At 44.2% G+C, this 21,110-nt stretch carries 21 protein-coding genes; 19 read left to right on the top strand and 2 right to left on the bottom strand.

Annotated features, from left to right (window positions below):
* Positions 1-113 precede the first annotated feature (113 nt).
* Genes hprK through hprF form a run of 5 tightly spaced genes read left to right on the top strand, consistent with a single transcriptional unit; the run spans position 114 to position 4,000 of the window.
* Positions 114-1,046 (top strand): HPr(Ser) kinase/phosphatase, encoded by a 933-nt coding sequence (gene hprK, locus NST22_RS18300; RefSeq protein WP_003228097.1) that lies wholly within the window; start codon positions 114-116, stop codon positions 1,044-1,046.
* A 13-nt stretch (positions 1,047-1,059) separates the two neighbouring features.
* Positions 1,060-1,869, top strand: a complete 810-nt coding sequence (gene lgt / locus NST22_RS18295) for a prolipoprotein diacylglyceryl transferase (RefSeq protein WP_003242661.1) — start codon at positions 1,060-1,062, stop codon at positions 1,867-1,869.
* Between the two features lie 23 nt (positions 1,870-1,892).
* Positions 1,893-2,831, top strand: a complete 939-nt coding sequence (locus tag NST22_RS18290; RefSeq protein ID WP_003243723.1) for a nucleoside recognition domain-containing protein — start codon at positions 1,893-1,895, stop codon at positions 2,829-2,831.
* Positions 2,828-3,478: a pyrophosphatase PpaX gene (ppaX, locus tag NST22_RS18285; RefSeq protein ID WP_003242685.1), complete on the top strand. Its 651-nt coding sequence runs from the start codon at positions 2,828-2,830 to the stop codon at positions 3,476-3,478. Before NST22_RS18290 ends, ppaX begins: the two co-directional genes overlap by 4 nt.
* A 3-nt stretch (positions 3,479-3,481) precedes the next feature.
* Entirely contained in the window at positions 3,482-4,000 is a 519-nt protein-coding gene (gene hprF, locus NST22_RS18280; protein WP_003244270.1) for a heptaprenylglyceryl phosphate O-acetyltransferase, read from the top strand.
* 19 nt (positions 4,001-4,019) lie between these two features.
* Here hprF and pelC read toward each other — a convergent pair whose 3' ends face one another.
* A complete protein-coding gene (gene pelC / locus NST22_RS18275) occupies positions 4,020-4,685 on the bottom strand; it encodes a pectate/pectin lyase PelC (protein WP_003242578.1) in 666 nt (221 codons plus the stop codon).
* Between the two features lie 239 nt (positions 4,686-4,924).
* Positions 4,925-5,677 carry a C39 family peptidase gene (locus NST22_RS18270; protein ID WP_003243552.1) on the bottom strand — a complete coding sequence of 251 codons (753 nt, stop codon included), beginning with the start codon at positions 5,675-5,677 and terminating at the stop codon, positions 4,925-4,927.
* Between the two features lie 250 nt (positions 5,678-5,927).
* Here NST22_RS18270 and NST22_RS18265 point away from each other — a divergent pair, with 250 nt between their 5' ends.
* The 14 genes from NST22_RS18265 (at position 5,928) to cwlO (ending at position 20,925) form a co-directional block, all read left to right on the top strand.
* On the top strand, positions 5,928-7,103 hold the full coding sequence (locus NST22_RS18265; protein ID WP_003244441.1) for an ATP phosphoribosyltransferase regulatory subunit: 1,176 nt from the start codon (positions 5,928-5,930) through the stop codon (positions 7,101-7,103).
* The gene (gene hisG, locus NST22_RS18260; RefSeq protein WP_009968235.1) at positions 7,096-7,737 is read left to right on the top strand and encodes an ATP phosphoribosyltransferase; all 642 of its coding nucleotides are present in this window, start codon (positions 7,096-7,098) and stop codon (positions 7,735-7,737) included. Before NST22_RS18265 ends, hisG begins: the two co-directional genes overlap by 8 nt.
* Positions 7,734-9,017 carry a histidinol dehydrogenase gene (gene hisD, locus NST22_RS18255; RefSeq protein ID WP_003243286.1) on the top strand — a complete coding sequence of 428 codons (1,284 nt, stop codon included), beginning with the start codon at positions 7,734-7,736 and terminating at the stop codon, positions 9,015-9,017. The genes hisG and hisD overlap by 4 nt, the downstream gene beginning before the upstream one ends.
* Positions 9,014-9,598: an imidazoleglycerol-phosphate dehydratase HisB gene (gene hisB, locus NST22_RS18250; protein ID WP_003243389.1), complete on the top strand. Its 585-nt coding sequence runs from the start codon at positions 9,014-9,016 to the stop codon at positions 9,596-9,598. The genes hisD and hisB overlap by 4 nt, the downstream gene beginning before the upstream one ends.
* Entirely contained in the window at positions 9,599-10,237 is a 639-nt protein-coding gene (hisH, locus tag NST22_RS18245; RefSeq protein WP_003244267.1) for an imidazole glycerol phosphate synthase subunit HisH, read from the top strand.
* Entirely contained in the window at positions 10,234-10,971 is a 738-nt protein-coding gene (hisA, locus tag NST22_RS18240) for a 1-(5-phosphoribosyl)-5-[(5-phosphoribosylamino)methylideneamino]imidazole-4-carboxamide isomerase (RefSeq protein ID WP_003242559.1), read from the top strand. Before hisH ends, hisA begins: the two co-directional genes overlap by 4 nt.
* On the top strand, positions 10,968-11,726 hold the full coding sequence (gene hisF / locus NST22_RS18235) for an imidazole glycerol phosphate synthase subunit HisF (protein ID WP_003244585.1): 759 nt from the start codon (positions 10,968-10,970) through the stop codon (positions 11,724-11,726). The genes hisA and hisF overlap by 4 nt, the downstream gene beginning before the upstream one ends.
* Positions 11,723-12,352, top strand: a complete 630-nt coding sequence (hisIE, locus tag NST22_RS18230) for a bifunctional phosphoribosyl-AMP cyclohydrolase/phosphoribosyl-ATP diphosphatase HisIE (protein ID WP_003243045.1) — start codon at positions 11,723-11,725, stop codon at positions 12,350-12,352. Before hisF ends, hisIE begins: the two co-directional genes overlap by 4 nt.
* 245 nt (positions 12,353-12,597) lie before the next feature.
* Complete coding sequence (locus NST22_RS18225) at positions 12,598-13,323, top strand: lipoprotein (RefSeq protein WP_003244157.1); 726 nt, start codon at positions 12,598-12,600, stop codon at positions 13,321-13,323.
* Between the two features lies 1 nt (position 13,324).
* Entirely contained in the window at positions 13,325-15,235 is a 1,911-nt protein-coding gene (locus NST22_RS18220) for a DUF6792 domain-containing protein (RefSeq protein WP_003242583.1), read from the top strand.
* Positions 15,236-15,249: 14 nt separating this feature from the next.
* Entirely contained in the window at positions 15,250-15,609 is a 360-nt protein-coding gene (locus tag NST22_RS18215) for a hypothetical protein (protein ID WP_003228131.1), read from the top strand.
* Between the two features lie 164 nt (positions 15,610-15,773).
* Positions 15,774-17,543, top strand: coding sequence for a multidrug resistance ABC transporter ATP-binding protein/permease BmrA (bmrA, locus tag NST22_RS18210; RefSeq protein ID WP_003243345.1), 1,770 nt, complete (start codon positions 15,774-15,776; stop codon positions 17,541-17,543).
* A gap of 125 nt (positions 17,544-17,668) precedes the next feature.
* Positions 17,669-19,123 carry a tetratricopeptide repeat protein gene (locus NST22_RS18205; protein ID WP_003242799.1) on the top strand — a complete coding sequence of 485 codons (1,455 nt, stop codon included), beginning with the start codon at positions 17,669-17,671 and terminating at the stop codon, positions 19,121-19,123.
* A gap of 380 nt (positions 19,124-19,503) precedes the next feature.
* Complete coding sequence (gene cwlO / locus NST22_RS18200; RefSeq protein WP_009968231.1) at positions 19,504-20,925, top strand: peptidoglycan DL-endopeptidase CwlO; 1,422 nt, start codon at positions 19,504-19,506, stop codon at positions 20,923-20,925.
* Positions 20,926-21,110 lie beyond the last annotated feature (185 nt).

The following is a 21,110-nucleotide window of genomic DNA, read 5'->3' as shown; positions in this document are numbered from 1 at the left end:
GCTGAGGTGTTTTCCCCCCTTTTATAAAATCTGTTTTAGGTTCAAGCCCGAAAGTGATAAAATGAAAGTATTGTGAGCAAGCTCGGGGCAGCCCGGAACAGGAGGAACATATCGTGGCAAAGGTTCGCACAAAAGACGTAATGGAACAGTTCAATTTGGAATTAATCAGCGGAGAAGAAGGAATTAACCGCCCGATTACAATGAGTGACCTATCAAGACCAGGTATTGAAATTGCCGGATATTTTACATATTACCCGAGGGAGCGCGTGCAGCTTCTCGGAAAAACAGAGCTTTCTTTCTTTGAACAGCTTCCTGAAGAGGAGAAAAAGCAGCGAATGGATTCTCTGTGCACTGATGTAACACCAGCTATTATTCTTTCTAGAGATATGCCCATCCCGCAGGAGCTGATTGACGCCTCCGAGAAAAATGGGGTGCCTGTCCTCAGATCGCCGCTGAAAACGACAAGACTGTCAAGCCGTTTAACCAACTTCCTTGAGAGCAGGCTGGCGCCTACCACAGCAATTCATGGCGTTCTTGTCGATATATATGGTGTCGGCGTGCTGATCACAGGAAAAAGCGGCGTCGGAAAAAGCGAAACAGCGCTAGAGCTTGTGAAAAGAGGGCATCGCCTTGTTGCCGATGATTGCGTTGAAATACGGCAGGAGGATCAGGATACTCTTGTGGGAAACGCTCCGGAATTAATTGAGCACCTTCTTGAGATCAGGGGCCTTGGCATTATCAATGTGATGACGCTATTTGGCGCTGGCGCGGTCAGAAGCAATAAACGAATCACGATTGTCATGAATCTTGAACTCTGGGAGCAGGGCAAGCAATACGACCGGCTCGGACTTGAGGAAGAGACCATGAAAATCATTGATACAGAAATTACAAAACTGACGATTCCCGTCCGCCCAGGCCGAAATCTTGCAGTCATCATCGAAGTGGCAGCAATGAACTTCAGATTGAAGCGGATGGGGCTGAATGCCGCTGAACAATTTACCAACAAGCTGGCGGACGTCATTGAAGACGGTGAACAAGAAGAATAGGAGTTGGCGTTAAATGAATGAAGCGATAGAACCACTCAATCCGATAGCATTTCAGCTGGGGCCGTTAGCCGTCCACTGGTACGGAATCATTATCGGTCTCGGCGCTTTGCTCGGGCTGTGGATAGCGATGAGGGAAAGTGAAAAACGGGGGCTGCAGAAAGATACGTTTATTGATCTTGTCCTGTTTGCCATTCCAATTGCGATTATTTGCGCACGAATTTATTATGTTGCCTTTGAATGGGACTATTATGCGGCACATCCGGGAGAAATCATTAAGATTTGGAAGGGCGGCATTGCCATTCATGGCGGATTAATCGGCGCCATTTTAACGGGTTATGTGTTTTCGAGAGTGAAAAACCTTTCGTTCTGGAAGCTTGCGGATATTGCCGCGCCCAGCATTTTGCTCGGCCAGGCGATCGGCCGCTGGGGGAACTTCATGAATCAGGAAGCGCACGGCGAGGCTGTCAGCAGAGCCTTTTTAGAAAACCTGCACCTGCCTGAATTTATCATCAATCAAATGTATATCAATGGGCAATATTATCATCCTACTTTTTTATATGAATCACTATGGAGCTTTGTCGGCGTCATTGTTTTACTGCTGCTGCGCAGAGCGAATTTGCGTAGAGGCGAGATGTTCTTGATCTATATCATTTGGTATTCAATCGGAAGATACTTTATTGAAGGAATGCGGACTGACAGCTTAATGCTGACTGATTCACTTCGCATCGCTCAGGTGATTTCAATCGTATTGATTGTTTTGGCTGTGGCAGCCATCATCTTCAGACGCGTCAAGGGATACTCGAAGGAGCGGTACGCGGAGTAGACGTCAACAAAGGGGGATGAGGGATGAAGAAGATCTTTCTGGCCGGTCTTGCAGCAGGTTTTCAAACAACATGGACGCTGGGTAAAGTGATTTTCCCGGTAACGCTATTGGTCACTTTGCTCCAGCATACCCCTGTCATGGATTGGCTTGTACGGCTGATCACACCGGTAATGGGTCTCTTCGGGCTTTCTGGTGAAGCGGCCATTCCGCTTGTACTGGGAAATATGCTGAATCTGTATGCGGGAATTGCCGGGATTTTAACATTGGATTTATCTGTGAAAGAAGTCTTTATTTTAGCTGTTATGCTTTCTTTCTGTCATAACTTGATTATCGAATCGACAGTTGCCGCAAAGGTTGGTATCAGAATTGGCGTCATATTGGCCGTGCGCATCGGTTTGGCCGCTGTGTCAGCCATCGTCATCAACCTCATTTGGCATGGCGGAAAGGAAACGGCGCAGTACGGTTTTATCGCTGCGAAGAGCGCGGCGCCAGACAGCTGGCTAGGAATGTTGGCAGAAGCATTAACGAAAGCCGGACTTGGTGTTTTGCAGCTGGCGGCAATAGTGATCCCGCTGATGATTATCATCCAGTTTTTAAGAGATTTAGGCTGGCTTTATCGGTTTTCCAGGTGGCTGTCGCCGTTTACGCAGCTGCTTGGCATGAATAAAAATACGTCTATGACGATGGTGACGGGACTGACGATTGGTCTGGCCTACGGAGCGGGTGTCATGATCAAAGCTGTCGAGGATGACGGCGTGAGCAAGCGGGACATGACATTGGCATTTATATTTCTCGTTGCCTGCCACGCGGTCGTGGAAGATACACTTGTCTTTATTCCGCTTGGCATACCGGTCTGGCCGCTTCTTTTGATTCGTGTCACCACAGCAGTTCTGCTGACAATGGCTATTGCGCACACGTGGAAAAAATGGAAACCCTCAGCGGTTGGAAAGGAAGCAATATGAGTGACAAACAAGTAACGACGATTCTGTTTGATTTAGACGGAACGCTTATTAATACGAATGAATTAATTATCGCGTCCTTTTTGCATACACTGGAGCATTATTATCCGAGCAAGTATAAACGAGAAGATGTCCTTGCATTTATCGGGCCGTCTCTTTTTGATACGTTCTCTTCGATGGACCCTGATAAATGCGAGGATATGATCGCTATGTACAGAGCGTACAATCATGACATGCATGATTCACTCGTCACTGAATATGAAACGGTATATGAGACCCTGGATGCATTAAAAAAAGCCGGCTTTACATTAGGAATTGTGACAACAAAATTAAGAGATACTGTCAATATGGGCCTCAAGCTCACGGGAATCGGCGAATTCTTTGAAACAGTTGTCACCCTTGATGATGTGACGAATGCAAAGCCTGATCCCGAGCCTGTGCTGTTAGCGCTGAAACAGCTAGGAAGCGAGCCGGCGGAAGCCATTATGGTCGGTGATAATTACCATGATGTGCTGGCAGGGAAAAACGCCGGTACAAAAACGGCAGGAGTCGCATGGACGATTAAAGGGCCGGAAATGCTGGCGAAGCATGAGCCGGATTTTATGCTTGAGAAAATGAGTGATCTATTACAAATCGTTGGAGTGAAGTAATCTGTGAGAAAAACAGATCGTCATCCGGTCTCGGGGGCCAACTCACTGTGGCATGTCTATCAAACGGTACCTTTTTTAAAGGTCGTCAAAAATTTCATTGTCATTCAAATTGCGAGATATACGCCGTTTATAGGGATGAAAAACTGGCTGTACCGCACATTTCTGCGGATGAAGGTTGGAAAACAGACATCCTTTGCCCTCATGGTGATGCCAGATATCATGTTTCCGGAAAAGATCTCAGTCGGAACAAATACAATCATCGGGTACAATACGACCATTCTGGCCCATGAGTATTTGATTCACGAATACCGGATCGGCAAAGTTCTGATCGGGGACGAAGTGATGATTGGTGCCAACACGACCATTCTGCCCGGGGTGAAAATAGGAGATGGCGCAGTTGTGTCCGCCGGAACGCTTGTCCATAAGGATGTGCCTGACGGGGCATTTGTCGGCGGAAATCCGATGAGGATCATCTATACGAAGGAAGAAATGCAAGAAAGATTGAAAAAGTCCGCTGAATAACATCAGCGGACTTTTTTTGTTAAAATTGAGTGTTGTTGTTTTCGTAAATATGCTGAACACCAATCCATTTTTGACCGACATTAGAGTAGCGTGTATTTGTCATTCTGACCGTGCTTGTTTTGCTGTCCGTCCGGAATATCGCTTCCTTCATGTTTGTGATGGTGCACTTGTCGATGATCACATCAACGTGGAAGGTTGAACCACCAAGCTGTCTAATGAACTTCCCGCCATTATCCGCCGTGAAATTTTTCACTGTGAAGGTACTGGCTTTATTGATTTGGAATATCTTATCTGACGCTTTTTGAGCAGAACCGCCGTCGATCGTCACTTTTCCTTCCTTCTTCACCGTTAACGCATCCTCACCAACATCTTCCCATTTCACATTCTGAATGTTAACGTTTCCATAAGTGTGCACGCCATCAGCTGCAGGTGCACCAAGCACCACATTTTTCAGGGTTGCTCCATCCTCCACACGAAAAACAGGGTCTTGGTTTTCTGACTGGCTTCCGTCACCTAATTCTTTCCCTGCCACAAACCGCTGTCCTTTCCCGTCATATGTTGTATTTTTTGGTACGATAATTGTTTCGTGCACCACTTTGTCAGCTGCAAAAACGGTTGATGGCTGAAACTGGCTGAAACCCATAACCAAACCGAACATAAATAGGATAGACACGATTTTTTTCAATGATAAATCCTCCCCGGATATCTTTCATTTTTTGCAAGAGAAGCGTCAGCGACTTGCACCGGCTTCTCTCGCATAGATCGGGGCAAGGCTGAATCTGCTTTAATCATAAAAACAGACAGCCTGAAAGTAAAGACAATTTTGGGTGAAAAATGGAAAATGAATCGATCTTACCGATTGATACAAAAAGCATGAATATTGTCGTATTTGCTCAGAATAGAGCATAGTGAGGCTTCAGGTGTTTACTTTTGAATAACCACGGCCTGGCTGCCCATTTGTTTCCACGCTTTTTCAAAGCTTGTTCTATCGGTTTTTCTGTTTTTATAGCCATACGGATCATTGAGATACACATATTTATCATCATATCCCGTAACGGCGACGCTGTGTTCGCTGTACGTAATTTCTATCGTTCCGTTTGGCGTTTTCCATGTCTGCATGTTGTCAACTGGCGTAAAGTTGGCTGTCGTAATAACCCAAACTGGATTGCCTTTTTCAAGCTGCTGATAAACAGCGGAAATACTTTTTCCAGTCAGATCAGACACTTTGTCTCCCGCATAGGTTTTCGCCAGCTGATAGATCGGTCGATGGTAGACACCGAGACCAGGGCCATTCGCCATATCCCCGACAAATCCGTCATTCGGATCACCCTTTAATCCGCTGCTGTATGTCAAAGGCACTGTGGCAACCTGATTTGCCAGGGTATTTTTTGTCACGTCGTATCCCGCATAATTCAGCACCATCGCAAGGCTTGTTACTTCACAGCCGTTATAGAGCCGGGGTGCGTCCATTTGATTGTAAAGGATGACATCCAGCGGTTTTGCGCTTCCCTTCAGCTCCTTTTTGCTATTCGCAGCTGAGTCTGTATCGCTATCAGAAACCACTTTTTTAAGGCTGTTCAAAAAAGGAATATCTATATCTTTTGCATCTATTTTAAGTCCGAAAAAAATAACGCCTGAAAGAATCATCAGGACACATAGAGTTCGCAGTGTTTTCATCTTTATCTCCTTGTTCTCTATTTGATTTGTATTATAGCATGCCAAACATAAAGAATTTGAGATATTACGTACCTTTAATACATTATTCATGATTTTTTCATAATGAGGAGAAGGATATTTGAACTAAAAATATCCTTACTGAAGTTAAGCGTTGATTTTCATTCTTTCATCTGCTAACATATTATCATATTAGCGAACTAAAGGATTCGGAATTTTCCTTCATAAGATAACAGCGGAGGTGCTCGGGTTGATGTTTATGTTTGAAAAACCGCACGGCATGAGAGATACACTGCCCGGTTTATACGAAACGAAAAAAAAGGTGAGACGATCGTTAACCGATTTGATTGATAAATGGGGATATCAATTTATGGAAACGCCGACACTGGAGTTTTACGATACCGTTGGCGTCCAGTCAGCAATTGAAGAGCAGCAGCTGTTTAAGCTACTTGATCAGGACGGCAAGACATTGGTGCTTCGCCCGGATATGACGGGGCCGATTGCAAGGGTGGCGGCATCGAAGCTTCTGAAACACGGTCATCCGCTAAGAGTCGGCTATGCGGCAAATGTATTCAGGGCTCAGGAGCGTGAAGGCGGACGTCCGGCTGAGTTCGAGCAGGTCGGAGTGGAGTTAATCGGTGACGGCACGACGAGCGCGGATGCGGAGGTCATTGCTTTAGTCGTCGGGGCATTAAAAAACGCTGGGCTGGCATCCTTTAAAATTGCAATTGGCCATGCCGGCATTGCGGATGCTTTGTTTGTTGAGGTGCTCGGAAACGTTGAACGAGCTGATGTGCTGCGGAGGTTCTTATATGAAAAGAACTACGTCGGCTACAGAGAGCATGTCAAGTCTCTCCCGCTTTCCTCCATTGATAAAAGCAGGCTGCTTGAGCTCCTTGAACTGCGGGGCGGTATAGAAGTATGCGGACGTGCCGAGGAAATCGTCGATTCTGCGCAAGGAAAAAGCGTGGTTGATGAGCTGAAGGCGCTGTGGGACATTCTTGAGGATTACGGATGTACGGAAAATGTCCGCCTGGATCTGAATATGGTCAGCCACATGAGCTATTACACAGGGATTTTATTTGAAGTGTACGCCGAGAATGTCGGTTTTGTCATTGGAAGCGGCGGCCGTTACAACAAGCTGCTGGGCCATTTTGATTCACCTGCACCGGCAACAGGCTTCGGGCTTCGGATCGACCGGCTGATTGAAGCCCTTCATATGAAGGACGAACCTTGTGAAATAGACGCTGTTATTTTCAGCAAAGAGCAGCGGGCGCAAGCCATCGCTTATGCGAATGAAGAACGCATGAAAGGGAACAAAGTGGTTCTTCAAGATTTATCGGGAATAGAAAATATCGACCAGATGACAAAATCTTTTGCAAACGTCACTTATTTTATCGGTGCCAGAAAGGAAGAGCAAAATGGGTAAGTTACTCACAATGGCGATGCCAAAGGGCCGGATATTTGAAGAAGCGGCAGGGCTGCTGAGGCAGGCAGGCTACAGGCTCCCTGAGGAGTTTGAAGATTCGAGAAAACTGATCATCGATGTGCCGGAGGAAAATCTTCGGTTTATATTAGCGAAGCCGATGGACGTAACCACGTATGTGGAGCATGGCGTGGCAGACGTCGGAATTGCGGGCAAGGATGTCATGCTGGAGGAGGAACGCGATGTGTATGAGGTACTGGATTTAAACATCAGCAAATGCCACTTAGCTGTCGCCGGACTTCCGAATACAGACTGGAGCGGAGTAGCGCCAAGAATCGCGACAAAGTATCCGAATGTGGCTTCCAGTTATTTCAGAGAGCAGGGAGAACAAGTCGAGATTATTAAGCTCAACGGTTCAATTGAACTGGCTCCGCTCATTGGGCTTGCAGATCGGATAGTGGACATTGTTTCCACAGGACAGACGCTGAAAGAAAATGGGCTTGTTGAAACGGAGCACATTTGTGACATTACCTCTCGCTTTATTGTCAACCCGGTAAGCTATCGCATGAAAGACGATGTGATTGACGAAATGGCATCCCGCCTATCTCTCGTTGTGGAAGGAGAGACGGCAAAATGAAGATCAAAACCATCAGCGGAGCGGAACGGCTTTCTCTCAAGCGTTCCATCGATGCCGGAACGGAAGAGCAAAGAAAGACGGTCCGGTCCATTATTGAAGATGTTAAAGCAAACGGTGATCAGGCGGTTCGCAGCTACACGGCGAAATTTGACTGCATCGAAATAGACAGCCCGCTGGTCACAAAAGAAGAATTTGAGGAGGCATACACCTCACTGGATTCACGTCTTCTTCAGGTGATTAGGCAGGCAATCGAAAATATTAGGGAATATCACGAAAGACAGCTGCAATCCTCCTGGTTTTATCACAGAAAGGACGGCACAATGCTGGGGCAGAAAGTGACGGCGCTGGATTCCGCCGGTGTATATGTGCCGGGGGGAACGGCCGCATATCCTTCATCTGTTTTGATGAATGTGATTCCGGCGCTCGTAGCGGGCGTTGAAAGAATCGTTCTCGTCACGCCTCCGGGAAAAGACGGTCTGCTGTCTCCTGGAGTTTTGGTTGCTGCAGCCGAGCTGGGCATAAAAGACATTTACAAAATGGGCGGCGCTCAGGCGATTGCGGCGTTAGCATACGGAACAGAAACCATTGAGCCGGTGGATAAAATCACGGGTCCGGGCAACATTTATGTCGCGCTTGCCAAACGAGAAGTGTTCGGCGATGTCGATATCGATATGATTGCCGGACCGAGTGAAATCGTCGTGCTGGCTGATGAAACAGCGATTCCGAGCGAAATTGCAGCCGATCTGCTGTCACAGGCGGAACACGATAAGCTTAGCTCATGTGTGTTTGTCACAGATTCCATGGCGCTGGCCGAGACGGTTTCAGCCGAGGTGAATAAGCAGCTGGAAACCTTGCCGCGAAGAGAAATAGCGGAAGCTTCAGTGAGAGATTACGGTTGTATATATGTGGCGGAAACAATGGTAGAAGCGATTGAGACTGTCAATACACTCGCGCCAGAGCATTTAGAAATCATAACACAGTCTCCGGAAGCTTTGCTTGGCAGTATCAAACATGCGGGTGCAATTTTCTTAGGCAGATACAGCCCTGAGCCTGTCGGTGATTATTTTGCCGGACCGAACCATGTGCTTCCGACAAACGGAACAGCCAGATTTTCAAGTCCATTAAACGTAACTGATTTTCAAAAGAAATCGAGCATTATTTCTTACAGTCAATCAGCCTTTGAAGAACATGCCGAAAGCATCGCGGCTTTTGCCAGACTGGAAGGGTTAGAAGCCCATGCCAGATCAATTGAAGCGAGAGAACGGAGGATTTCTAAATGAGAAAAGCGGAACGCGTCAGGAAAACAAACGAAACAGATATTGAGCTGGCATTTACAATAGACGGCGGAGGACAAGCGGATATTAAAACAGATGTGCCGTTTATGACACATATGTTGGATTTATTCACGAAACACGGCCAATTTGATCTTTCCATTAACGCAAAAGGCGATGTTGATATAGATGATCACCACACGACTGAAGATATCGGCATCTGCTTAGGGCAGGCGCTGCTCGAAGCGTTGGGCGATAAAAAAGGAATCAAACGCTACGGATCGGCGTTTGTGCCGATGGATGAGGCACTTGCTCAAGTTGTGATTGATTTAAGCAACCGGCCGCACTTAGAAATGCGCGCTGATTTCCCGGCTGCTAAAGTCGGAACTTTCGATACGGAGCTTGTACATGAATTTTTGTGGAAGCTGGCGCTCGAAGCTCGAATGAACCTGCACGTCATCGTTCATTATGGAACAAATACCCACCACATGATTGAAGCCGTTTTTAAAGCACTGGGACGTGCGCTTGATGAAGCGACAACGATCGATCCGCGAGTTAAAGGAATACCGTCAACGAAAGGGATGCTGTAAATGATCGGCGTGATAGATTACGGAATGGGGAATTTATACAGTGTCTCAAAGGCGCTTGAACGTGTCGGCGTGCCGTATTTTGTTTCTGAAAAGCCGGAGGAGCTGAAAGAAGCTGATGCTTTCATTTTGCCGGGAGTCGGTTCATTTGGAGACGCGATGGACAATTTGGGCTACACGAAGCTTGATCAATTGATTCACGATATGGTCTCAGAGGGAAGGCTGCTTCTCGGGATCTGCCTCGGCATGCAGCTTTTATTTGAAGAAAGCGAAGAAAACGGCACCGCTTCAGGACTCGGGCTGTTAAAAGGAAAAGCAGTCAGGCTGAAAGCAGAAGATGAAAAAGGAAACAAGCTGAAGGTTCCGCATATGGGCTGGAATCGTCTTTCTTTTCATAATGAATCTCCGCTGCTGACTAAAACAGAACAAGGCTACGCTTACTTCGTTCATTCCTATTACATTGACGGGATGGAGGAGAACGCGCTTCTGGCAAGCGCCGATTATGGTGTACGAGTGCCTGCTGTAGTCGGAAAAAGAAACGTCTTCGGCGCCCAATTTCATCCGGAAAAAAGCAGCACGGTCGGTATGTCTATTTTAACCCAATTTACGAAAATGGCAGCAGAACAGAAGGTGAAAAAATGAGTGCTTTTACATTATATCCGGCAATTGATATGAGAAACGGCAAATGTGTTCGCCTTGTTCAAGGGGATTATAATAAGGAAACGATATATGGCGATTCACCGTACGACATGGCTGAGTTATTTGAGAAAGAGGGTGCCGAATGGATCCATCTCGTTGATCTCGACGGGGCCAAAGAAGGGAAAAGAGTGAATGACCGCCATGTGATTGAGATTGCGCAAAAGCTGAACCTGAAAGTCGAAATCGGCGGTGGGATCCGTTCTGAAAATGACGTCTATGAATATTTATCAGCAGGAGTCGAGCGGGTGATCCTGGGAAGCTCAGCAGTTTCTAACCCTCCGTTTGTCAAAAAAATGCTGAAACAATATGGCGAGAAAATTGCAATCGGACTGGATGCGAGAAACGGTTTTGTTTCAACAGAGGGATGGCTTGAAACATCAACCCTTAAGGCAACTGAACTGGGCAAAGAGCTAGCCAATGAAGGTGCGGAAGTCTTTATTTTTACTGACATCGCGACAGATGGAATGCTGTCAGGCCCCAATGTTAAAAGCACGGTCGAGCTTGCTAAGGAAACGGGGAAATCGGTGATCGCTTCCGGCGGAGTCAGCTCCGTCGCGGATCTCGAAGCTCTCGCCCGCAATGAGGCGGACGGCGTCTCTGGAGCGATCATCGGAAAAGCGCTGTATACCAATCAGTTTACGCTGAGTGAGGCGCTTGAAAGGGTGAAGCGCAAATGATCACAAAACGGATTATCCCATGCCTTGATGTCAAAGAAGGACGCGTTGTCAAAGGAATTCAATTTCTCGAATTGAAGGATGCCGGTGACCCAGTTGAACTCGCCGAAGTGTACGACCGGGAAGGTGCGGATGAACTTGTTTTTCTTGATATCTCCGCCTCGCACGAAGGACGAAAGACGATGGTTGACGTTGTGGAGCAGGTTGCCGCGAAGCTTGCCATTCCGTTTACAGTCGGCGGCGGCATCAATCAGCTCAGCGATATGAAAACGATACTGCGTGCCGGAGCGGACAAAGTGTCGGTGAACACGGCAGCTGTTCTCCGCCCTGAGCTGATTACAGAAGGAGCCGAGTTTTTCGGTTCTCAATGCATCGTACTTGCCATTGATGCCAAGTATGACAAAGAATCTGACACATATAAGGTCTACACGCACGGCGGCAGAAAGAAAACAGATTGGGAGGTCACCGCGTGGGCAAAAGAAGGCGTCAAACGCGGGGCAGGAGAAATATTGCTGACAAGCATGGACTCCGACGGTGAGAAAAAAGGTTTCGACCACACGCTGACAAAGCTTGTTTCCGAAGCTGTCCCCGTCCCTGTTATCGCTTCGGGAGGCGCGGGAAACGCACAGCATATGCTTGAGGCTTTTACAAAAGGAGAAGCCGACGCCGCGCTGGCCGCCTCAATTTTTCATTATAAAGAAACATCGATTAAAGAAGTGAAATCATACTTGAAAGAGTACGGGGTGAATGTGAGATGAAACAGGCAGATGAACTGCGTTTTAACGAGGACGGATTAATTCCTGCTATCGTGCAGGATGCGGCAAGCAAAGAAGTGCTGACACTTGCGTATATGAACAAGGAATCGTACGAAAAAACGCTGGAAACGAAGGAAACATGGTTTTACAGCCGCTCACGCCAAGCGTTATGGCATAAAGGAGAAACCTCAGGGAACACGCAAGCCGTCAAAGGTATCCGGTATGACTGCGATCAAGACGCGCTGCTCGTACTCGTAGAACCGTCAGGCCCGGCATGCCACACTGGCAGCTACAGCTGTTTTACAAAGGAACAAACAGAAGAACAGGCCGCGGACCGATTCGGCATCATGAACGAACTGGAGCGGGTGATCGCGGAACGCCAAGCGGAAATGCCTGAAGGAGCTTACACCACGTACCTCTTCCGTGAAGGCGTCGATAAGATTTTGAAAAAAGTCGGAGAAGAAGCATCCGAAGTCATCATCGCCGCGAAAAACCGGGATCATGAGGAACTCAAATGGGAAGCGGCAGACCTGCTGTATCACCTGCTTGTCCTGCTCAGAGAACAATCCCTGCCGCTGGATGATGTGCTTGACGTATTGAAAAAACGCCATTCTGAGATTGAAGAGTAAAGAGCCGGATGATACGGCTCTTTTTGTTTTGTGAAAAAAGTAATAGGTATTTAGATTTATATTGGGTGTTATATATGATTAGTTAATAAAAGGAGATCAAAACCGAGTCTCATTTCCTATTTATCCAAATTCCGCCATGATGTAACATGAAAAAGGATGAAATAATCATCTCTTAACCAGGTCAATAGAATTATTTTTGATATAAAAATAGAATACTATTCTCACAAAACCCGTGGAGGTTCGTAATGAAAAAGATCATCTTTATTTGCTTCAGCTTATTACTTGCCCTGACAGGAGGATGCAGTATGAATGACAATGATAAAAACAGCACAAATGACAATAAAACAGAAGCGGTAAAACCAAAAGACATGGATCCCAAGGATCTGCCTCAAGTACCTGCGTTTCAGGACGAGAAAACGAGAGAGTACATGGTGTCAACAAAAGAAGAGGAACCAGGATATTATTTGCTGGAATCTAAGCTGAAAGGGTTTAGGATGTTGTTTCCGGAGGATGGAAAGTATCTATCAAGAAGATCATCGTTAACCGGGAAAAACAAAGAAAGTATTGGATTTAATAGTTATGATAAAGACACCAATGTAATGTTTGATGGCCATGTAACATATTACAAAGAAGAAAGTTTTGCGAATGAACCTAAGACAATGCTAGATATTGTTAGTGGAAAAAATGATTATAAAGGCGAATACAAAAAAAGCAGCAAAAAGAAAACGGATATTTACACTGCCAAGAAAAAAGACATCTTTGACGATATTGATAGAAAATATAATTATTCATACAGTTATTTTGGATATGTTAAGTCTACAGAGGAAGATAACCTAGGAGTAGAATACGCCTTTACCCTTGGATGCAAAAATGAAAATCAACCATGCTCCTTAGATGAAGAAAAGGCTAAAAATAAAGTTGAGAAATTAATTAATTCTATCACCTTTTTAATAGATAAAAAGGAGAAATAAGATGGGAAATAAAAATGTATTTGAGAATGAGAACGTAAAGTTAAGGTTAATTGATTTAGAATATGACTATAAACAAAAGTTTGCCTCAACTATTGCGAGTGAAGTTAAGAAAGCTAAGAAGGATTTCGAAGCAGATATACGCAGAATTTATAAAGAGGAAACCCACCACGATCTTCCTGAGAATATGAAAATTGAAATTTACACCTCCAATGAACTTGTAAATCAGAATACAAGTATACAAAGTTCGACCAGAGAATCAGGTTACGATGGAACGGCAATCCATATAATAGATGAGAAAAAACATATTGATCAGCTTCAGATTATTTCAGAAGGTAGTGCCGATAATAAGGATTGGTCATATAACTTTTTTGGTCTTTTTTTAGGAATTGATCATAGTCAGTATGAGGCTACAAAGGAGTTTACTAACAAAGCAAAGAAAGCAGCAGGTAACTCTGAGGATTTAAAAACATTCGCCTTAGGACATTCACTTGCAAATAATAACCAAGTTATGGTGCAATTGATTGATGGAGAATATGATGAAGTTTATGGGGTAAATGGAGCTCAAGTCAATATTGATCAATTACTTGAAACTGATGAAAGTTTATATAGATATGTTATTAGGAAATTTAGTTATAAATATGAAGATATAGATTCCATCCCGCCAGAAAAGTTAAAAAAAGAAATCCAAAAATATTATGAAGACAAAGGCGTAACAACAAACATCACTCAGCGCATCTCAAAAGATGACCCGCTGTATGGAGTCAGCGGCAAGGCCGATTTTATTACATTCGGTGATGTGAAGATGGCAGATACAAATACAAGTGTAAAAGGCATCCGAAACATTATGGATGGGGTTCCTGACGAAGATGTGAGGTCAATTCAAAAATTCCTTCAAAAATATAAGGATGACTATGAAAAAGACGGCTTGAACGGTTTTATAAAGGCAGCCAGCGGGATAGACATAGACCTGATTGAAAAAGTGAAAAACACAGACGGCGCTTTAAAGAAAGTAAGTGTCCTATATGAGCATTTTGATGATGTTAAGCAAATGTATGGCCGAATAAAAGAGGAACTGCCGTCGTTTTTAGGTTTTCTTCATACCTTGTTGAGAAACAGCGGACCGGTCGTAGATCAGTTAGCTGAAAATGGTTATATTGATGAAACGCAAAAGAAAGTCATCAAAAAAGAATTAACGAATATTAATGCGAGTATGCGAGGCATAGAGTCACGGTACGAACATTTCATAGACCATCTAAAACATGGCCAATTTATGCAAGCTTTAAAAGACGTTGGTGAAATAGTGGACTATGTAAAATCAATTCTGTCCTCATTGAAAACACTCGACACAGAAACAAAAGACGCACTAAAACTTATCGTCGACGGCCACAGCATCGTTCAAATGCTCAACGCCTTGTCAAAGGAAAAAGGCTTCAGCTATAAAGGCTCCGATATTTATTTTACAGGGAAGAGTGGCTCGGGAGAAACGATTCAAGTCAATCTCTCATCCGCTGTCAGAATCTATCAAAACGGTATGAAAATCGTTGAAGATATGGAAGATGCGATTTCTAAGTACCAGAAGGTTTACAGTCAGGAAATCGATGAAGACTTCATAGACAAAAAGCAGGCGATCATCACGGCTATTCATCATATGGAAGAAAACCCTTCGCATTATGCCTTCGATCTTCAATTCCGGCTTGCAGCTGGTTTCAGCCACACATTCGATAAATTGGAGAAAATCTCAGTTCATGAATCATTCCACACAGGTGCGCTTCCTGCAAATGATGGAATTGTTGCTGAATTAAAAAAACAGACAACAGAAAAAAGAGATTTTATCAAAAATATCCGCGAGAGTATTGAAAAGCTGTTTGAAAAAGAAGAAATGATTTCTCAGTTATTTGATTTTCAGTCTTAGGAGGAATATGAAGAGTGACTTCCTTATTTTCAGAAAGTGAAACAGAAATTGTATCAACGACCTATATGTTTCTTACCCAAGATGAAATGAAGGGGAAAGCGGGCACCCTCAATCAACCGATCAACGACTTTCTCAGCCTGACAAAGAAATTTGAGTCTTCATTAAAAGAGGAAATCAAAGGGCAAAAAGGGTTGATTGTAAAAAAAATAAAAAAAGAGCTTGAGTCTAATAGCGAAAAACGAAAAGCTGCCCTTCAGATGATAAAAGAAGAACATACCGCAAAAGTTGATCGGTACAAAATGATAATAGAAGACCTGCGACAGCAGGATGTAACATTGACTTACAGAAAAAAGAAGCCAGTGAAAGATGTCTAACACAAAAATCTCCTATTCAAACAATGAGTGGGAGATTTTTATTTTGATCACGGCAAAAATATACTGAAAAAGTCTTTCTCCATTGATATGATTGAGAAAGAGTAAAAATCATCCTTTTGCTATGACTTTTCACCTTTCTGAACGCTGAAACAGGAGGAAAATATATGCCAACCAAGAAACAAAAATCTAAAAGTAAATTGAAACCCTTTTTTGCCTTAGTAAGACGGACCAATCCTTCTTATGGAAAGCTCGCCTTTGCGCTTGCCCTCAGTGTAGTAACCACGCTGGTCAGCCTGCTCATTCCATTATTAACGAAGCAGCTTGTCGATGGTTTTTCTATGTCAAATCTGTCAGGCACGCAAATCGGTTTGATCGCGCTGGTGTTTTTCGTTCAGGCGGGTTTAAGCGCTTATGCCACCTATGCGCTTAACTATAATGGACAAAAAATCATTTCCGGGCTGCGGGAGTTATTATGGAAGAAATTAATTAAGCTGCCTGTCTCTTATTTCGATACAAATGCTTCCGGAGAAACAGTCAGCCGTGTAACGAACGATACGATGGTGGTCAAAGAATTGATTACAACCCATATCAGCGGATTTATTACAGGCATCATTTCTGTCATTGGATCATTGACAATCTTGTTTATTATGAACTGGAAGCTGACACTGCTTGTGTTAGTGGTCGTTCCGCTGGCCGCTCTTATTTTGGTGCCGATTGGACGGAAAATGTTCTCCATTTCACGGGAAACGCAAGATGAAACGGCTCGTTTTACAGGCCTGCTTAATCAAATTCTCCCGGAAATCAGACTTGTTAAGGCTTCAAATGCGGAGGATGTCGAATATGGGCGCGGGAAGATGGGGATTTCCTCATTATTTAAGCTTGGCGTTCGTGAAGCCAAGGTTCAATCGCTTGTCGGCCCGCTTATTTCACTCGTGTTAATGGCAGCGCTTGTCGCAGTGATCGGATATGGCGGCATGCAGGTCTCATCAGGCGAGCTCACAGCCGGAGCGCTCGTGGCTTTTATTTTATATTTGTTTCAAATTATTATGCCGATGGGCCAGATTACAACGTTTTTCACACAGCTGCAAAAATCAATCGGTGCAACAGAACGAATGATTGAGATTTTGGCAGAGGAAGAGGAAGATACAGTGACAGGAAAACAAATTGAAAATGCACATCTGCCTATCCAGCTTGATCGCGTGTCTTTTGGATATAAGCCTGATCAGCTGATCTTAAAAGAGGTCAGCGCCGTCATTGAAGCAGGGAAAGTGACAGCGATCGTCGGTCCGAGCGGCGGGGGAAAAACGACGCTGTTTAAGCTGCTTGAACGCTTTTATTCTCCGACTGCAGGGACCATTCGGCTGGGGGACGAGCCGGTCGATACTTACTCGCTTGAATCGTGGAGGGAGCATATCGGGTATGTATCACAGGAAAGCCCGTTAATGTCCGGGACAATCAGAGAAAATATTTGCTACGGGTTAGAACGAGATGTGACGGATGCTGAGATCGAAAAAGCCGCGGAGATGGCATATGCGCTCAATTTTATAAAGGAGCTGCCGAATCAGTTTGATACAGAAGTGGGCGAACGCGGCATTATGCTGTCAGGCGGACAAAGGCAAAGAATCGCGATTGCGAGAGCGCTTCTCCGTAACCCAAGCATTCTTATGCTCGATGAAGCTACCTCAAGTCTCGACAGCCAATCTGAAAAATCAGTTCAGCAGGCGCTGGAGGTGCTGATGGAGGGCCGCACAACGATTGTTATCGCTCACCGCCTATCTACCGTTGTAGATGCGGACCAGCTTTTGTTTGTTGAAAAAGGGGAAATTACCGGTCGTGGAACACACCATGAGTTAATGGCTTCCCATGGCCTTTACCGGGATTTTGCTGAACAGCAGCTGAAAATGAATGCGGACTTAGAAAACAAAGCCGGGTAAATTTTGGTCGAATCAGCCAATAAAAAAGAGGAGGGATTTTCCCAATCCTTCCTTTTGAACTATTGAGGGGCTTACGATTTATGGTATACTACTGACGGTAATATTGTATAAAACGGAGGGTAGTTGTGGGAAAACACACTTCTGAACATAAAAATCACGCACAAATTGTCCAGCTGCTTCAAGATGGACAATATTTTTTTCATAAAGGCTTGAAAGCGTATAAAGAGCGCAATCTAAAACGGGCAAGCAAACTGATTCAGCGCGCGGTTCATTTGGAGCCGGAGGATTCAGAGATGCTTTCACAGCTTGCGGTCATTTATTCGGAAATGGGCCAGTATCAAGAGTCGAACGATCTTCTTGACTATATCATGGCAAATCTGGAGGCCGAAATGCCGGAGTGCCATTACTTTAAAGCGAATAACTTTGCCCATCTGGGGCTCTTCCAGGAAGCTTATAAAGAAGCGGCCGCTTATTCTGATGCGGACCCGGATGGTGAATTCGCCGAAGAAAACGATAGTCTGCTTGATTTGCTCGATTTAGGAGACGACGGCATTGAGGATTCGTTGTATGATCAGGATGAACTGCTGGTGAAACAGGATCGGGCAAAGTCATTGCTGGAAAGCGGCCAGCTTGCTGAAGCGGTTGCGGCGCTTGAGGAAATCACAACTGAATATCCGGAGCTTTGGTCAGCATACAACAATCTCGCGCTTGCCTATTTCTATTCAGGAAACGTTGTAAAAGCGAAGCAAACCGCTTATGAAGTGCTTTCTCATAATGAAGGAAATCTTCACGCCTTATGCAATCTTCTCGTTTTCTACTATTATGAAAGAGAAGACGAAAAAGTGGCGGAATTGAGTGATCAGCTCTCCAATGTCTATCCGATGCTATTGGAGCAGCGTTATAAATTGGGTGCTACTTTGGCGCTTGTCGGCCGCTACGAGATCGGATATAAATGGCTCAAATCATTATATAAAACCGGCTTTGAGGGTGACGACACCTTCTTTTACTGGCTTTCCTGCTCTGCTTATTTTACGGGACATACCGACTTTGCCGAGACGATCTGGAGAAAAGTCGAGTCGCAATATCCCGGCGAAGACCGCCCGGCGCCTTGGATTGAGCGGAGGGAAGCTCTTCCTTCATCTGTGGAGCAGCGACTCGCAGCCTATTATATCAGCAGCACAAAGGGAGAAACAGAGCATCTTGAAGCGGTGATACGCTCAAAGAGAATTACCGCTCCTTTTGAAACTCATTTTGTAAAGCTGCTTCTGAATGGAGATTCTGCGGCTGCTGACGTTTCAGAGGATGCACTTTTCGCTTATCAAACGGTCAAACTATTAGAGCAAGCTGAAAAAGAAGAGATGAAAACAGAAGTCATGAGCTGCTGGGTTTTTCATGTCATCCAGCAAATTCGTGCAGCTGCTCCGTTGAAGAATGAGAAAGGCTGGGCAGCAGCCATCTGTTATATTTGGAAAGAAGCCCATGGCAAGCAAGACACGAAAAAAGACACAGCGGCCCGATTCGGCATCTCTCCGGCAACTTTGACGAAATATATGAAATATATTGATGATATTCTAGAATAGTAAATTTTAAAGAGTTGATTTATTTAATCGACTCTTTTTTTGTTAGATAGATTATATTAAGAAAATAATATCGACAGTTTTTTTACACGCTTAAGAAAAATGACAAATGATGTGTGACTTGACATCTGTTTGAAACATAAATGTAATAAAATTTATCGCTAATTTGTCGAAACTTGATGGTATAATGATTCTCGTACATAAGGAATTAGTGTTTTTTACATATGATGTGAAATAAACGCTATACAACCAGAATAAGAGATGCACAGAATAATTAACCATAAACAACCATCATTCCTCGTAGAGTATGAGGAACGAAACTTGATGTTCAAAATACGATTCCAAATGAGGACAGGTTCACAGTAAAAGGGAGGATATAAAAAGTGAGAAAGAGTTTAATTACACTTGGTTTGGCTTCCGTCATCGGGACAAGCAGTTTTTTGATCCCATTTACAAGTAAAACTGCATCGGCGGAAACATTAGATGAAAAGAAACAAAAAATCGAAAGCAAGCAATCTGAGGTTGCTTCCAGCATTGAAGCGAAGGAAAAAGAATTAACCGAGCTTCAGGAAAATCAATCAAAGATTGAAAAAGAACTGAAAGACATTAACGATAAGGCGCTTGATACAAGCAACAAGATTGAAGATAAAAAAGAAGAAAACGATAAAACAAAAGAAGAAATCAAAAAACTGAAAAAAGAGATTAAAGAAACTGAAGCACGCATCGAAAAACGCAATGAAATCCTGAAAAAACGCGTTCGTTCTTTACAGGAAAGCGGCGGATCTCAAGGATACATAGATGTTCTTTTAGGATCAACAAGCTTTGGTGACTTTATCTCTCGTGCGACTGCGGTTTCATCTATTGTGGACGCAGACAAAGATTTAATCAAACAGCAAGAGCAGGATAAAGCGAAGCTCGAAGATTCTGAAGCGGATTTGAATGACAAGCTGAAAGAAGTTCAAGCTGCCTTGGCTAAATTAGAAACAATGCAAAAAGACCTTGATAAACAGCTTAATGAAAAAGACAAGCTTTTCGACGAAGCAAAAGCAAGCCAAAAGAAAACGGCTAAAGCGATTTCTGAATTAAAATCAGAGGCGTCTGAACTTGCAAATCAAAAAGCAAATACTGAAGCTGAACAAGCACGCATCAAAAAAGAACAAGAAGCAGCGGCTGCTTTGATCAAAAAGCAGGAAGAAGCACAAAAAGCATCTGATGAAACACAAACAGATGACAGTCAAACGGCGACAACTGAATCATCAAAAGCAAGCTCATCTGATGATTCTTCAGACAATTCTTCAGACAATTCTTCTAACGGTTCATCAAACAGTTCGTCAAACGGCTCATCTTCTAAGAAGAGCAGCGGCTCAAACAGCAATTCAGGCGGCACTGTTATCAGCAACTCTGGCGGAATTGAAGGCGCGATCAGCGTTGGTTCAAGCATTGTAGGACAATCTCCGTACAAGTTTGGCGGCGGACGCACTCAGTCTGATATCAACAACCGTATTTTTGACTGCTCATCATTCGTACGCTGGGCATACGCTTCTGCAGGTGTTAACCTTGGACCTGTAGGCGGAACAACAACTGATACGTTAGTTGGCAGAGGACAAGCTGTCAGCGCGTCTGAAATGAAACGCGGAGACCTTGTGTTCTTTGACACTTACAAAACAAATGGACACGTAGGAATCTACTTAGGAAACGGTACTTTCCTAAACGACAATACATCTCATGGCGTATCTGTTGACTCTATGAGCAATCCTTACTGGAAAGCAGCATTTAAAGGTGTTGTAAGACGTGTTGTTCAATAATAAATATGACAAGGGCCTTCTATAAACAGAAGGCTCTTTCTTTATTAACATATACCCTTTTCGAATACATTTAATCGTGTTGAGCAAAAAAATAGCGTATCACCATGAGATTTTATAGGATATGGGTAAGGAATACGTTTGATGGGGATTCTTATCTTATAAGAAAGAGCCCAAACTTGAAAAGA

This window comes from Bacillus sp. PS237 (assembly GCF_037963345.1).
Lineage (GTDB): Bacteria > Bacillota > Bacilli > Bacillales > Bacillaceae > Bacillus > Bacillus subtilis.
The sequence above is the reverse complement of the archived record's forward strand: the minus strand, read 5'-3'. Positions and strand labels throughout refer to the sequence as shown.

Coding starts and splice junctions, on each gene's coding strand:
- lgt (WP_003242661.1), top strand. CDS start 1,060: ATGAATGAAGCGATAGAACCACTCAATCCGATAGCATTTCAGCTGGGG.
- NST22_RS18290 (WP_003243723.1), top strand. CDS start 1,893: ATGAAGAAGATCTTTCTGGCCGGTCTTGCAGCAGGTTTTCAAACAACA.
- ppaX (WP_003242685.1), top strand. CDS start 2,828: ATGAGTGACAAACAAGTAACGACGATTCTGTTTGATTTAGACGGAACG.
- NST22_RS18270 (WP_003243552.1), bottom strand. CDS start 5,677: ATGAAAACACTGCGAACTCTATGTGTCCTGATGATTCTTTCAGGCGTT.
- NST22_RS18265 (WP_003244441.1), top strand. CDS start 5,928: ATGTTTATGTTTGAAAAACCGCACGGCATGAGAGATACACTGCCCGGT.
- hisG (WP_009968235.1), top strand. CDS start 7,096: ATGGGTAAGTTACTCACAATGGCGATGCCAAAGGGCCGGATATTTGAA.
- hisD (WP_003243286.1), top strand. CDS start 7,734: ATGAAGATCAAAACCATCAGCGGAGCGGAACGGCTTTCTCTCAAGCGT.
- hisB (WP_003243389.1), top strand. CDS start 9,014: ATGAGAAAAGCGGAACGCGTCAGGAAAACAAACGAAACAGATATTGAG.
- hisH (WP_003244267.1), top strand. CDS start 9,599: ATGATCGGCGTGATAGATTACGGAATGGGGAATTTATACAGTGTCTCA.
- hisA (WP_003242559.1), top strand. CDS start 10,234: ATGAGTGCTTTTACATTATATCCGGCAATTGATATGAGAAACGGCAAA.
- hisF (WP_003244585.1), top strand. CDS start 10,968: ATGATCACAAAACGGATTATCCCATGCCTTGATGTCAAAGAAGGACGC.
- hisIE (WP_003243045.1), top strand. CDS start 11,723: ATGAAACAGGCAGATGAACTGCGTTTTAACGAGGACGGATTAATTCCT.
- NST22_RS18225 (WP_003244157.1), top strand. CDS start 12,598: ATGAAAAAGATCATCTTTATTTGCTTCAGCTTATTACTTGCCCTGACA.
- NST22_RS18220 (WP_003242583.1), top strand. CDS start 13,325: ATGGGAAATAAAAATGTATTTGAGAATGAGAACGTAAAGTTAAGGTTA.
- bmrA (WP_003243345.1), top strand. CDS start 15,774: ATGCCAACCAAGAAACAAAAATCTAAAAGTAAATTGAAACCCTTTTTT.